This is a genomic window from Mesorhizobium sp. B263B2A (assembly GCF_020165775.1).
GTDB classification, from domain to species: Bacteria; Pseudomonadota; Alphaproteobacteria; order Rhizobiales; family Rhizobiaceae; genus Mesorhizobium; species Mesorhizobium opportunistum.
This window is the reverse complement of the sequence record NZ_JAIUIU010000001.1, coordinates 329,028-343,050: the sequence shown is the minus strand read 5'-3', so window position 1 is coordinate 343,050 and position 14,023 is coordinate 329,028. Positions and strand designations below refer to the sequence as shown.

Genomic DNA, 14,023 nt, shown 5'->3' with positions numbered 1-14,023 from the left:
TCACATCATGTATCCCGCCGTCCAGCCGCCATCGACGGCCAGCACCTGGCCGTTGACGTAACTGGCGGCCGGCGAGGCCAGGAACAGCACCGCCTCGGCGATCTCCCGCGGCTCGGCGGGCCGGCCGAGCGGCACATGGGCGAGGAATTCCTGCGTGCGGCCGGCGAACTTGCCGTCGTCGCCGTAGAACAGTTTTGCCGTCAGCGCCGTCATCACAGAGCCCGGGGCAACGGCGTTGGTCAGGATGCCCTTGGCGCCCAACTCGATCGCCATCGAGCGCGTCAAATGGATGATGGCGGCCTTGGCGGCGACGAACGGGCTCTGCAGCCGCATGGCGGCGAGGCCGACGACCGAGGCGATGTTGACGATGCGCCCGCCCCTGCCGGCGGCAAGCATGGGCGCCAATGCCGCCCGGCTCATGATGTAGAGGCCGTCGAGGTCGATGCCGGTGATGCGATCCCATTCCTGCGATGGAAATTCATCCAATGTGACGCGGTGCGCCAGCGTGTTGACACCGGCATTGTTGACGAGGATGTCGAGACGGCCGTGCCGCTCCATGATCGCGGCGATCGCGCCGTCGACCGAGGCGATGTCACGGATGTCGGTGGTGCAGGCCATCGCATTGTTCAAACCGGCCGCGACCTGGCTTGCGCCCTCGCCGTCGATGTCGGCGACGACGACCGCGGCGCCATTGTCGGACAGTCGTTTGGCGATGGAGCTGCCGATCGCCCCTGCCGCCCCTGTCACCAGCGCTACCTTGCCTCGCAAATCGCAGCGCATGCCCCGCCCGCCCTCAAGTCTCTTCGGGTTATGCTATTATAATATCTTCAAGGGCCGGGCAAGCAGCGGTATCGCTCCGCGTGCTTATTCCGCCGGCGCGCCGGCGACGTTCTTGCGGGCGGCCTCGACCATCAGCCGCCGTGCCCTGAACACGCCCCATTGCTGATCGACCAGCACGCCGATGAGGATGACGCCGCCCATCACCGCGAAGTTGAGGGAGGACGGAATGCCGAGCAGGTTGACGAGGTTCTGCAGCTCCTGCAGCAGCACGGTGCCGAGAACGACGCCGATCAGCGAGCCTTCGCCGCCGCGCAGCGAAAAGCCGCCCAGCACTGCCGCCGCGATGGCGTAGAGCTCGTAGAACTGGCCGTGGCTGGCGGGCGAGATCGAGCGCGTGTACATGGCGAAATAGATCGCCGACAAGGCTGTCAGCACGCCGCAGATAACATAGGCGGCCATGACGATGCGGCCGGTGCGGATGCCTGAATATTTCGCCGCCTCCTCATTCTTGCCGATGGCGTAGAGATAGCGGCCGAACACCGAGCGGTGCAGCACCACCCACATGACGATGGCGATGACGATCAGCGCGATGAAGGAGTTCGGCACGCCCCAGGAGCGGCCGGCGGTGAGGAATTCCAGCTCGGGGAAATTCTGGCCGAAGGCGAAGCCGGCGGTGCCGTCGGCGGTGTAGAAGCGGGCGACGCCGCGATAGATCAGAAGGCCGCACAAGGTCACCACGAAGGGCTGCAGCTTGAGCCGCGTGATCAGCCAGCCATGCACCAGGCCGATGATGGCGCCGAGCGCGATGATCAGCACGAAGGCCAGCGGCCAGTCCAGATCGCGCACGGCGATGAAGTCGATGAACAGCGTTCCCAGCAACGCGACCACCGAGCCGACCGACAGTTCGATGCCGCCGGTGATGATGACGAAGGCCTGGCCGATCGACAGGATGCCGAACAGGCCAATCAGGTTCGAGGTGTTGGCAAGGTTGATCGGCAAGAGGAAGCGCGGATTGATGATGGCGACGATCGCCCCGACCACCAGGATCAGGATCAGCAGGCCGAGATCTTTCTTGCTCATCGTCTTCTCCCCAATGCCTGCCCGCGCGCTCTACTGGCGACGCCGCGGCAAAAACTATTTCGGCTGCTTGCCCACCGCCAGCAGCAGCACGTTTTCCTGGCTGAACTGGTCCTTGTCGAGAATGCCGGATATCTGGCCCTCATGCATGACGGCGATGCGATCGGACACGCCGATCACCTCCTCCATGTCGCTGGAGATCATCAGCACGGCGACGCCGGCATCGGCAAGCGCGCGCATCAGCCCGTAGATCTCGGCCTTGGCGCCGATGTCGATGCCGCGCGTCGGCTCGTCGAGAATCATCACCTTGGGGTTCATGGCCAGCCATTTGCCGAGCACCACCTTCTGCTGGTTGCCGCCCGACAGCGTGCCGGTGCGCGTCTGCACCGAAGGCGCCTTGATGCCGAGGTCTTTCTTCTGCTTCTCGGCGGTGGCGGTTTCCGCACTTGCCGAGACCAGGGAACGCTTCGCATGCCCCGGCAGATTGGGCAGCGAAATGTTCTGCGCGATCGACAGGTCGAGCAGGATGCCGGTCAGCTTGCGGTCTTCCGGGACCAGGAAGATGCCGTGCGCGACGGCGTCGGCAGCCGAGCCCAGCACAAGCGGTTTGCCGTCGAGTTCGAGCGTGCCGCCAAGGCTGCCTTCGATGCCGAAGAACACCCGCGCCAGTTCGGTGCGGCCGGAGCCGACAAGACCGGCAAGGCCAAGGATTTCACCGCGCCTGACGTCGAGGTCGACAGGCCGGCCGGGATAGGTGGGGGTGCGCACCGCCTTGGCCGCGAGGGCGACAGCGCCGGGCGCTCGGGCTGCTTCGGAGGCCTTTTCGCGTTCCTTCAGCATGCGGCCGATCATCAGCTTGACCATCTGGTCGTGGTTGATATCGCGTTTCTGAAGCGTGCCGGCCAGCATGCCGTCGCGCAGCACGACGACACGGTCGGCGACGCGCTCGATCTCGTGCAGGCGGTGCGAAATGAAGATGACGCTGATGCCGTCGGCCTTCAGCGCCTTGATGACGTCGAGCAATTTGTCGGTCTCGGCGATCGGCAGGCTCGATGTCGGCTCGTCGAGGATGACCAGCCGCGCCTTGATCGACAGCGCCTTGGCGATCTCGACCATCTGCTGCTGGGCGAGCGACAGGTCGGCGACCTGCATGTCGGCGGAGAAATTGGCGCCGACGCGCTTGAGCAGCGGCGCCACCATGGCGCGCAGCCGGGCGCGGTCGACGAGCCTGAGCGGCCCGGCGCGCAGCGGCTCGCGGCCGAAGAAGATGTTGGCGGCGACATCGAGATTGTCGAACAAATTGAGTTCCTGGTGGACGAAGGCGATGCCCGAACCGAGGCTGCCTTCGACGGTCAGGCTGTTGTGGGCGGTGCCGTCGACGGTGATGGTACCGGTGTCCGGCGTGGTGACGCCGCCGAGGATCTTCATCAAGGTGGATTTGCCGGCGCCGTTCTCGCCGACGAGGCCGATGACCTCGCCCGGCCTCACCTCCATGGAAAAACCATCGAGCGCGACGACGCCCGGATAGGTCTTGCGCACGTTCTCGAGGCTGAGAAACGGGGTGCTCGCGGCGATGGATGTGTCGGAATAATTCATCATGCCTGACAGCAGTTGGCGGGCCGGCCTCCCGGCAGACTGACGGTCCTCGAAGGGTTCGTCAATGCGAACAGCCGGCTCAAGCGACTTGAGCCGGCTGAACTGCCTTGGGCTTAGTTTCCAGACATCGCCTTCAGATTGGCGGCGTATGCGTCGACATCATCCTTGCCGATGATCTTGGTCGGGATGATGATCAAATTGCCCTCCGGGATGCCCGACTTGTCGCCCTTGAGATAGGCGGCCATCAGCTTCATGCCCTGATAGGCCCATTCGAACGGCTGCTGCACGACGGTGGCGGCAATGGTGCCTTCCTTGACGCCGCCCAGCGTGATCGGATCGTCGTCGAAACCGACGACGGTGATCGAGCCGAGCTTGCCGGCGTCGCGCAGCGCTTCATAGATGCGCGGCGTGTTGTAGGAATAGAAGCCGACCATGCAGGTGACGTCGGGGCTGGCGACCAGCGCGTCCTCGACATTCTTCTTGGCGCGCGCCTGATCGATGTCGTCGCCGCGCACGTCGACGAGCTCGATCTTGGTGCCGGCCAGACCATCCTTCATGCCCTGGATACGCTCCTTGGCATTGTCGGCGCCGAGCAGGCCGACGAAGCCCAAGCACTTGCCGCCATTGGGCATCGCCTTCTTGGCGATCTCGGCAGCCTGCTTGCCGGCATCGACGTTGGACGAGCCGATATAGGCGACGCGCTTGGTCTGCGGGGCGTCACTGTCGGTGGTGAACAGCGCCGTCTCCGAGGCGATCTTGTTCAGGCCGTCGGTCGAGGTCTTGGGATCGACGGCCGAGACCATGATGCCCTTGACGCCGGCCGTCACCAGATCGTCCATCAGCCGCTGCTGGATGGCGACCGAGGACTGTTCCGGATATTTGAGCTCGAGCGTGTAGTCGGGCAGTTCGCCCTGCGCCTTCTTGACGCCGGCTTCGGCCGCCTTCCAGAAATCGGAAGCGCCGTTGACGACGAAGGCCAGCGTCGGCTTGTCGTCGGCGCGCGCGATGGCTGTCGCCGTAAGGCCAAGCAGCAGCGCTGCGGTGGCCACGGATGCATTGCGTATCAAGGATTTCATGTTCAACCTCCCGTTTTGGTGCAGCCATTCGGCTGACCGGTCTTAGTCACTAGAATTGCTTGCTCACCTGAATATGCCGCTTGCGGCTTGGACGCCCCTCCTCCTCAAGGGTACCCGGCACTGAAAGAATGGCGTCGTTCCAGCCACGAGCACGGACTTTAGAGACTCATCCCTCATTCGTAAATAGTCCGATTTGTCTGACATATCACATGTCCGAGACAAAGCTTCGCGGGGGGGCACTATCCGCTCGCCATCGGGCCGTTCACATGCACCTCCCGCCGCTCCGGATCCAACCGGATCTGGACGCGACCGATCGACGTTACAGCGCATTTTTGTATTAGTAAACAGTATTAGTTTGACCTTGCTGGGGCACCCATCGTTGCGACATCGCGGCTGCTTTGCCGACAAACCGCTGTGTTGGCGCGCGGGCGCTTACGCCTTTCTGTTCCTGTCGTTCCGGGATGCACATCGTCACATGGCGATGGACGGACAGTCTACTAATAGATATAAACGCAGTGACGGTTCTATAAGCCGTCGACGCTGCGCCATCTTGCCGGACGGCAAGGCCGCCGCTAGGACAGGCCGGGGATCTGGGGACACGAATGCAATGAGCGAGACGACGGACGGCCCTATCGAAACGGCGCGGCGCCGCAAGGCGGCGGCGAAGCCAAAGGGCCGGGTCACCATGACCGACATCGCCAGGGCCGCCGGCTGTTCGCAAGCGACGGTTTCCTTCGTGCTCAACAATTCGCCGGGGATAAAACTGTCGCAGCAAACGCGCGAACGGGTGATCGAGGCCGCCCGCGCGCTCGGCTACAGCGCGCCCGCCTTCTCGGCGCTGAAGACGCCGATTGCCGCCTTCGAGGGGCCAGTCTTCGAAGGACCGGTCTTCGATGGACTTGACGGGGTGATCGGCTTTGCCGTCGACCAGTTGGCGACCAGCCCGGAAGCGGTGGTCGCCATCGAGGGCGCCCGCCAGGCCTCGTGGAACGCCGGCAACGTGCTTCTGGTGGCGCAGACCATGGGCGACGCGGTGATGGAACCGCGCGCCATCCAGGCGCTGACCAGGCGGGGCATTTCGGCACTGATCTACATGACCATCTTCACACGCGAGATCACCGCGCCAGACTATCTCTATGGCCTCGACATCCCGGTGATCCTGCTCAACTGCTACACGGCGGACTATGCTTTCCCGGCTGTGGTGCCCTCCGAGATCGCCGGCGGCCAGAGTTCCACCCGCCACCTGATCAGCCACGGCCACCGCCGCATCGCCACCATCACCGGCGAACCCTGGATGCAGGCCGCGCAGGACCGGCTGAAAGGCTATCGCCGCGCGCTCGCCACCGCCGACATCCCGTTCGATGCCGAACTGGTAGTCGAGGGCGACTGGTCGGCCAGCGCCGGCTATGCCGCAACCGTCAAACTGCTCGCGCTAAAAGACCGCCCGACCGCCATCTTCTGCCAGAACGACCGCACCGCGATCGGCTGCTACGAAGCGCTGAAGGAGGCCGGCCTGCACATTCCGCAGGACATTTCCGTTGTCGGCTACGACGACGAGGAAATCGCCCGCCACCTGTTCCCGCCGCTGACCACCTCGATCCTGCCGCACATGGCGATGGGCCAGTGGGCGATCGAACAGCTGGAGGCACCGCCGGCGCCTGGACGGGGACGCTACCCCATCACCAAGCTGGAGTGCCCGCTGGTGGAACGGGAGAGCGTGAGGGCGGCGGCGGGGGGCTGAGCGGCTGGCTTCTCCCCGCAAGGATTTGGCCGTCCAGGCCTCAGAAGGGGATTTCAGCGCCCGCCTGTTCGTCGAACAGAACCGAGCACCCCCGCGCAAGCGCCACCTTCGAAAGCGCATTTGCCACCGCGTGGTCCGATGACACGAAATCGCCGGTCAGCACCCGCAACTCTTCCACCCCTTCGGCCATCGAGACGAAATTCCCAACCGCGTGATCGCGCTTGCACGCCTCGACCACGCAAAGCAGATCGATCATTTCGAAGCTGTGCATCGTCAGCCTCCGGAAAAAATCCGTCCCTTGCAGGATCATGAACGCATCCGTGGGAGATAATGTTCCCGGTTGGCCCTTCAAGCTGGAGTCCCGCTGGTGGAGCGGGAGCGTGTGAGGGCGGCGAATGCCGGCTGACGGCGACTTGATTGGTGAACGGGCACCGATCCGGGCGCCATGGACTGGATAAAAGGCGGGTTTGGAATATTTCATTCCTCGACAGGCTACTCAAATATGATTGACCAGCCGGGATGATTGCCCAGCCGGTTTTCGGAAAGGTCCCTGACATGGTACTCAACGGTCCCCGCCCGACCTGGCTTACCTTCGACTGCTACGGAACGCTGATCCAGTGGGATGAAGGGCTGATGGCGGCGATGGAGACGATCCTGTGGCGCAAGGGCCGCAAGATCGAGGCGGAAGAATTCATTCCCGTCTACGACCGGCACGAACACCAGCTGGAGCATACCAAGCCGCATCTCTCCTTCGCCGAGGTGACCACAAAAGCGCTGCAGCTGGCGATGCGCGATTTCTCACTGGATGCGGATGCCGGCGACGCTGAATTGCTGACGTCTTCGATCGGGCGGATGCCGCCTTTCCCGGAAGTTGTCGCGACGTTGCGCCGGCTGAAGCAAGCCGGCTTCAAGCTGGCGATCATCTCGAACACCGACGATGCGATCATCGCCGGCAATGTCGCGCAGTTGGGCGGCGCAATAGACCGGGTCATCACGGCGCAACAGGCGCAAGCCTACAAGCCGTCGCGACAGATTTTCGAACATGCCTGGCGGACCCTTGGCGTGACCAGGGAAGAGCTGGTGCACATCTGCGCCAGCCCGCATCTCGACCTGACCGCCGCGCGCGACCTCGGCTTTCGCGCGGTATGGGTCGATCGCGGCACAGGGCGCCGGCCGCCGGCGGACTATCAGCCGGACGCGATTGCGCATGGGCTGGATGACGTGCCGGGGTTTTTCCAGAAGGCTGGGTGGGTTTAGCGGATGGTTCGGGAAATCGGCGGCCTGCTCATTTCTCCGCAGACGTCCACACATGGGCGAACGAGACACCGCGAAGACCGGCGTTCCGGACCTTCTCAACGAAACTGCCGGTGACATAGACGGCCGAGGCCCGCATCGGCAGTTTGAAGAGCTCTGCAGCTCCAATCTTCTCTGTCCTGAAGACATGACGCTCGATGTCGAGGATGTCGCCATTGTCGAAATAGGCGATGCGCGACCGCTCATGATCGAGGGCGTCGAGGACGGTCGTGGTGTTGAAAAGCCAGACTGCTTCCCCCTCTAGGGGCAGAAGCTGCCCGTGCCCACCAAGAGTCGGCGCCAGTGCTTGGACGGCGGGCTTTTTCAAGATCGGCGCGTGTTCGCCCAGCCACGGGAAATCGGAGTAGGTCCGGCCTGCCGTATCCAGTTTCATGACAGGAGCGACCCAATCCTGAATGACGCGGCCGTCCAGCGCAAAGAAGGTCTCATAATCGTCGTCATCAGCCGGGAATATCCATTCCTGATCTTCGACGACTTGGAACTTGTGTACGGTCAGTGGCATCGCGCGTTTTTCTCCCCGGCGATCAATTGTCAAAATTCCGCATGCATTTCGCGAAACAGGCGCGGCGAGACGCCGAAGCGGCGCTCGAAGGCTTCGGAGAAGCGCGTCGCCGGGGACAAGCCGACTTCGGCCGCGACCGACTTCAGCGAAAGCCCGCGGCACAGCAGCATGCGGGCGGCATCGAGGCGCGCTGTCTCGACAAACCGGGCCGGCGTTTCGCCGGTGGCCGCGACGAACTTGCGATGAAACGTCCGCTCGCTGAGGCCGGCGCGATCGGCCAGCACAGGAACTTCCAGCGATGCGCCGAGGTTCGCCAGTATCCAGGCGATCAGCTCGGCGAAAGGACTATCGGCCTTCACTTGCGCCTGAAGCAACGGGCTGAACTGGGACTGGTAGCCGGGGCGTCGCGCATAAAGCACGAGCCGTTTGGCGACCTCGCCGGCAATCTCGGCGGACAGATCGTGCGCGACCATGGCGAGCGCCATGTCGATGCCGGTGGTAACCCCGGCTGAGGTCCACAGCCGCCCATCGACCACGTAGAGCGAATCCGGGTCGACAGTGACGGATGGAAAGGCGGCGCCAAGCGGCGCGCAGGCATCCCAGTGTGTGGCGACACGATGCCCGTCGAGCAGTCCGAGCCTTGCGAGGATGATCGCGCCTGAACAGACGGAGCCAAGCCGTTGCGCCTTGCCCGCCAGCGTCCGGAGCGATGCTGCCCAGGCGGAATGCGCAAGGGCCGGCAGCAGGTGCTCGCGCTCCGCGCCGGCGACAAGGAGCGTGTCGACCGCCTTGCGGGCGCGTTCTTCCAGGCTTTGCGTCTCGACGGCGATGCCGCTGCTGCTCGTCACCGGCCCGCCCGCGGCCGAGACGAGGTCGACAGCGTAGAACGGTGGTTTTTCACGCAACCCCAGAGATCGATTGGCACTGGTGAAGACCGAGATCGGCCCAGACGTGTCGAGAAGCTCGAAGCCGGGATAGACGGCGAAGGTGACATGGTGCATTGGCAGAAAATGCCATGTTTATGTCATTCCCGCCAGAGGGTGCGCTCGATACCGTGACGAGGGGAGCTACGCTCGATCGGGGATGCCCATGCGCAATCTCATCAGGGCTGGATTGGCCCTCATCGCCTTGCCGGCGGCAAGCCTCGGCCTTTGGCTGAGGACGCTGCCCGAATACCCGCAATACGGAGCGGGACCATGAAGGCGCTGATCGCCGGCGCCGGCATCGGTGGGCTAACGACCGCGCTCTTCCTGCACCGGGCCGGCATCGAGGTGGAGATCTTCGAACGCGCCGAGGCGGTGCGTGAACTCGGCGTCGGCATCAACATGCTGCCGCACGCTGTCGGCCTGCTGGCCGAACTCGGGCTGATGGAGGCACTCGACGCGGCCGCAATCCGCACGCGCGAACTGATCTATGCGAACCGGTTCGGCCAGATCGTCTGGCGGGAGCTGCGCGGCATCGAGGCAGGCCATGCCGTGCCGCAGTTCAGCATCCATCGCGGCACGCTGCTGGGCTTGATTCATCGGACTGTGATCGACCGGTTGGGGCCGGGCGCCATCCGCACGAATTGCGCCGTGACCGGCTTCGAACAGGAGGGGCGCCGGGCCACGGTTTACCTCTCGGAAGCCGGGAAGTCCTTGCAGGCGAGCGGCGATCTGCTGGTCGGCGCCGATGGGATTCACTCCACCGTGCGCGCAAAACTCTATCCGGACGAGGGGCCGCCGATCTGGAACGGCGTCATGCTCTGGCGCGGCGCCACGTGGTGGCCGAAATGGCAGGACGGCCGCACCATGGCGATCGCTGGCGGCAACCACGCCAAGTTCGTGTTCTATCCGATCGGAAAGGATCCCGACAATCCGGGCATGCGCCTGACCAACTGGGCCGTGATGGCCAGAAGTCGCCAAGCAACCAGCCGAAAGCTCACCCTTGGCGACTGGAGCCGGCCCGGCAAGCTCGACGAGGTCTTGCCGTTCGTGCGCGACCGCTTCCACCTGGATTACGTCGATCCGTCGGAGATCATCCGCGCCACCGGTGCGTTTCATGAATATCCCAACTGCGACCGCGAACCGCTGCCGCGCTGGTCGTTCGGACGCGTCGCGCTGTTGGGCGACGCCGCCCACCCCATGTATCCCCTCGGCTCAAACGGAGCGAGCCAGGCCATCCTCGATGCCAGCTCCCTGGCGGAACATCTGCGGACCCAGGGATCGGTGGAGGCCGCGCTCGCGGCATACGACGCGGAACGCCGTCCCAACACGGCGCAAATCGTCCATTCCAACCGCAAGGGCGGGCCGGAAGGCGTGATCGATCTCGTGGAAAGCCGAGCACCCGACGGCTTCGACGACATTGAGACCGTCGCATCCTACGAGGAACGCCAGCGGGTCGTGCGTGGCTATGCAAGCCTGGCCGGATTTGCCGCGGACAATCCGCAAGGGACGGTCAAGCAGGCGAAAGGTAGGTTAAGGCCATGACGCCAATGTTCGACCTTTGCGCTCTCGGCTTTTTTGCAGCTTCTCATGACAGCCGCTAAGAGGCGAAGCCGGTGTCCATTCAAGTTGGACTCAATCCTACAAAAGGGGCGCTCGGCAAGGCGGAAGTTGGCGAAAAGGCCGCTTCACCCTTTCCGATGAACGTGCTTGGTGGGTTTAGAGCGCGACGCGCAACGGATCAGGCGATATGGCACCGATCGCCACGATTTCTGCGAGAGCGACAAACCGCGATCGACTGCCGCAACGCGCTGAAGTAGCCGACCTGCTGCCGGATGTTTCCTTGTCTGCCTCTTCCCAGCGCTAACGACATCGACCCATATGGCGACCGGCCGATGGGCCGGCGCTGTCCCAAACCACCCGCCAGAAAGCCGGCCAGAAAGGATGACACGGCATTCTGAGGTTTGGCCCACATAGACACCGGCAAACCAGCTTGCCAATCCCCCCATTTGGCAAGGATAGGATCTATATCTGATGCCACGATACCTCGATCGAATTGCGCTGGCAAAATATTTTTCTACAATGTATTCTCGTTGTTTAAGCATACAGTCCATGCCATCAGGTATCCACCTCGCGCAATTGCTCTCCTGACACAGCGTGGAGGCAATAAATCGTACGTCTCGGTGTCGATTCTTGATGAATTTGGTGGAGAGCATTCGGCCTAGTCCTTTTTGGAGGACGGCGGGTAGCGGCATAGGGAGATAAGTCAGTGGCCGACAAGAAGTCGTTCATGAAAATTGCGCTTACGCCGACTCGTGATATTATATCGCCCCCGGTGCCTATAGTGCCCTTCGCTGATTGGGACTATTATTACACGACCAAGTCACTTGAATGGCGCGCAGATAAAGGCATCGCGATGGAACCGGTCGCGGTCAGCGTTCCCGCCGGCTTTGTTACAGATCTTGCCAGCATTCCGCCGGAATTCTGGAGCGGATTACCTCCTGCGGCGCGCTATTCTTATCCGGCGATCGTCCACGATTATTTGTATTGGTTCCAGCCATGCAAGCGAGAAGAGGCCGACGGAGTCCTTAAGGCAGCTATGGCAGATATGAAAGTGTCCTCGGCCACGGCTTTCATCATCTATCAAGCAGTGCGGTTGGGCGGCGGAAGAGCTTGGGACGCTAACGCAACTATGCGCGACGCCGGTGAACGCAGGGTTCTCTGCAAATATCCCTCTGATGTCGCGACGACATGGAACCAATGGAAGCAGCAGCCGAACGTTTTCACTCCTGAATAGTGCTCTATGCGTCCAGTTCGTTTTGGAGGATGCCGATGATCGCGATGAGCCAGGCACTGGTGATTGGCAACGGCGCATATGCGCCCAATCTTAAGCTTGCTTGCCCACCGAATGATGCGACCGAGGTCGGTCGTACGCTTGGCGAGCTCGGCTTCCAAGTGACGCTTGGTATTAATCTGAGTTTTGAAACGACACTGGCCCAGATCGAAAAGTTCGTAGCACTGGTAAATGAGCCTACCACGACCGTTTCTCTGCTTTATTATTCTGGCCATGGCCTTCAGATCGACGATCAGAACTACATGGTACCAATTGATTTCGATCAATTCGCAGAACAGAAAATCGCACAACTCGTCAGCGTGCAATCGATCGTTGAGAAAATGACGAGCAAAACAGCCGTACGCATCGTATTGCTAGATGCTTGCCGCAACAACACAGATGCTCGTGTTTTTGTTGGCGGCAAGGGCATCAAGGTTGGCAAAGAAATACTCATCGACAACCAGCCCATACCGGCGACCGGGCTTGCTTCGATGCAAGCCGCAACCAACACGTTCATCGCTTTCGCAGCCGCGCCAGGGCAGGTAGCCTATGATGGATCGCCCGGCGACCTCCTTAGTCCGTTCTCGGCGAGTTTCGTCAGGTATCTCGATGCGGTTGACCTTCCGATCTCCAACCTGACGAGTCGAATTCGTCAGGATGTCCTCAATCACACCGGCGGGAACCAGCGCACGTGGGACCAGTCGTCGCTGATGGCACCTTTCTATTTCAATCCGGGCAGCCTCCTCCTTTTCACAGGCAACCTAATGGCTCTCGTCGGTCTATTTCTTTCACTCATCCCTTACTCGCTCATTCTGGCCTGGCCGAACCGCACATGGCCATGGCTGATGATCGCGTCCGCTCTTCCTATGATATCCTTGGGCATCTTGCTCTTCGGTGCACAGACAGTCTATTCGCGGTTGCGAGGACGTTTTGAAGGCGATTCCAATGCGCCTCATACCATCGTGGAGCATCTCAGGACCGCTGCCCAGAAGGGTTTGCTCGGCGGCTATCTCGGCTCATCCGCCGCATCACTACTCCTAAGCCTGCTCTATTATCGAGGCTGGGATAGGCCTACGGAACCGTTTGGAGCGTTGTTGCTCGAAATTACCATTGCTACGGCATTGACGGCTTGCCTGCTCGGTGCGCTTGGCCTTTTTTTCGCACGTGCCTCGATAGGTTGGAGTGGTTTCTATGTGACAGATGACCGCTCGCCGCGCCGTATGGTAATCGGCGCCACTTGCGGCGGAGCACTGGCTGGGGTGATCGCCGCACCACTGATAACGATGTATTTTGGCAAGATTCACGATCGGCCGGAAATGACGCCAGGCCTTTTGCTTCCCGGATCGATCCTCGGAGCTTCGATCATCATTTTTTCGATCGTGAATTTTGACTTTGAGCGGCTGAGCGCGCGCCGCGTGCGAACTAGCGCAGGCGCGGCAGTCGCGGCGCTCGCCTTGGGCGGGGTCGCTGCCTGCATTGTTTTCGGACCATTATATATGTTTGGCGTGGTTGATGCAGTTAAACTCTATCTCGAAATCAACGCGAACAACCTGCTTGGGCTAGCCAGCGGCGGCGCCGTATATGGCCTTCCTGTTGGTGTTGTCCTCGGTGTTGTCATCGGCTCCGCTATCGTTTTGACGGAGAAATGGTCGCGCAAGCCAGTGCTTGAGTGACTAAAGTTAACCAACTGATTTCTTCACTTGCCCCCGAGAGATGGGTGACATTTCAGTCTGGATAGATGGGTTACACTTTCGGCCCTTTGCAGGGAGAGCAAGGTGCCTTGGAAGGAGTGTAGCGTCATGGAGGAGCGGCTGAAGTTCGTCGTCCGGCTGCTGGCGATGGAAGATGGTGGCGCTGGGCCGAGGGTTCGATATCGCGCAGGACTGGTTACAAGATCCTCGCGCTACAAAGCGTTACCCTCCGGTATAAACCGTAACTCATGTCTCCGGGCCGTGCAGGCAAATATTGGCGCACCCGACAGGATTCGAACCTGTGACCTCTGCCTTCGGAGGGCAGCGCTCTATCCAGCTGAGCTACGGGTGCTTCCCGGGAACCCGGAAAACGAACCAGCCGGCGAACCGGCAAGTCACGGCTTCTTAGCGGAAGCCGGGGCGGGCTTCAACGGGCAATTGGCGATTGGCTGTGCGGCCTGCCCTTCGCAGGCTCCCTGCCCTTCGGGCG

12 protein-coding genes and 1 tRNA gene are annotated in these 14,023 nt (G+C 62.0%); 5 read left to right on the top strand and 8 right to left on the bottom strand.

All coding sequences use genetic code 11. The features are described 5' to 3' along the window. The 4 genes from LB568_RS01690 to LB568_RS01675 form a co-directional block, all read right to left on the bottom strand. Positions 1-780 carry an SDR family NAD(P)-dependent oxidoreductase gene (locus tag LB568_RS01690; protein ID WP_224728850.1) on the bottom strand — a complete coding sequence of 260 codons (780 nt, stop codon included), beginning with the start codon at positions 778-780 and terminating at the stop codon, positions 1-3. Positions 781-864: 84 nt separating this feature from the next. After that, positions 865-1,860 carry an ABC transporter permease gene (locus LB568_RS01685; protein ID WP_023769271.1) on the bottom strand — a complete coding sequence of 332 codons (996 nt, stop codon included), beginning with the start codon at positions 1,858-1,860 and terminating at the stop codon, positions 865-867. Positions 1,861-1,914: 54 nt separating this feature from the next. Beyond that, the gene (locus LB568_RS01680) at positions 1,915-3,453 is read right to left on the bottom strand and encodes a sugar ABC transporter ATP-binding protein (RefSeq protein ID WP_224729480.1); all 1,539 of its coding nucleotides are present in this window, start codon (positions 3,451-3,453) and stop codon (positions 1,915-1,917) included. Positions 3,454-3,566: 113 nt separating this feature from the next. Continuing rightward, positions 3,567-4,529 carry a sugar-binding protein gene (locus LB568_RS01675; RefSeq protein ID WP_013891761.1) on the bottom strand — a complete coding sequence of 321 codons (963 nt, stop codon included), beginning with the start codon at positions 4,527-4,529 and terminating at the stop codon, positions 3,567-3,569. Between the two features lie 607 nt (positions 4,530-5,136). On the opposite strand from LB568_RS01675, the gene LB568_RS01670 reads away from it, so the two are divergent. After that, positions 5,137-6,270 (top strand): LacI family DNA-binding transcriptional regulator, encoded by a 1,134-nt coding sequence (locus LB568_RS01670; protein ID WP_224728849.1) that lies wholly within the window; start codon positions 5,137-5,139, stop codon positions 6,268-6,270. Between the two features lie 40 nt (positions 6,271-6,310). Here LB568_RS01670 and LB568_RS01665 read toward each other — a convergent pair whose 3' ends face one another. Continuing rightward, positions 6,311-6,751, bottom strand: a complete 441-nt coding sequence (locus tag LB568_RS01665; protein WP_224728848.1) for a hypothetical protein — start codon at positions 6,749-6,751, stop codon at positions 6,311-6,313. A gap of 74 nt (positions 6,752-6,825) precedes the next feature. On the opposite strand from LB568_RS01665, the gene LB568_RS01660 reads away from it, so the two are divergent. Then, the gene (locus LB568_RS01660; protein ID WP_224728847.1) at positions 6,826-7,527 is read left to right on the top strand and encodes a haloacid dehalogenase type II; all 702 of its coding nucleotides are present in this window, start codon (positions 6,826-6,828) and stop codon (positions 7,525-7,527) included. A 28-nt stretch (positions 7,528-7,555) separates the two neighbouring features. Here LB568_RS01660 and LB568_RS01655 read toward each other — a convergent pair whose 3' ends face one another. Beyond that, entirely contained in the window at positions 7,556-8,086 is a 531-nt protein-coding gene (locus LB568_RS01655) for an imm11 family protein (RefSeq protein ID WP_224728846.1), read from the bottom strand. A gap of 29 nt (positions 8,087-8,115) precedes the next feature. Beyond that, positions 8,116-9,087, bottom strand: a complete 972-nt coding sequence (locus tag LB568_RS01650; protein ID WP_224728845.1) for a GlxA family transcriptional regulator — start codon at positions 9,085-9,087, stop codon at positions 8,116-8,118. Positions 9,088-9,282: 195 nt separating this feature from the next. Here LB568_RS01650 and LB568_RS01645 point away from each other — a divergent pair, with 195 nt between their 5' ends. From LB568_RS01645 to LB568_RS01635, 3 genes are all read left to right on the top strand, one after another. Next, positions 9,283-10,554 carry a flavin-dependent oxidoreductase gene (locus LB568_RS01645; protein ID WP_224728844.1) on the top strand — a complete coding sequence of 424 codons (1,272 nt, stop codon included), beginning with the start codon at positions 9,283-9,285 and terminating at the stop codon, positions 10,552-10,554. 724 nt (positions 10,555-11,278) lie between these two features. Then, positions 11,279-11,806: a DUF1353 domain-containing protein gene (locus tag LB568_RS01640; protein ID WP_013891769.1), complete on the top strand. Its 528-nt coding sequence runs from the start codon at positions 11,279-11,281 to the stop codon at positions 11,804-11,806. Positions 11,807-11,841: 35 nt separating this feature from the next. Then, positions 11,842-13,515 (top strand): caspase family protein, encoded by a 1,674-nt coding sequence (locus tag LB568_RS01635; RefSeq protein WP_224728843.1) that lies wholly within the window; start codon positions 11,842-11,844, stop codon positions 13,513-13,515. A gap of 293 nt (positions 13,516-13,808) precedes the next feature. Here LB568_RS01635 and LB568_RS01630 read toward each other — a convergent pair. After that, positions 13,809-13,885 (bottom strand) — tRNA-Arg (locus LB568_RS01630). Positions 13,886-14,023 lie beyond the last annotated feature (138 nt).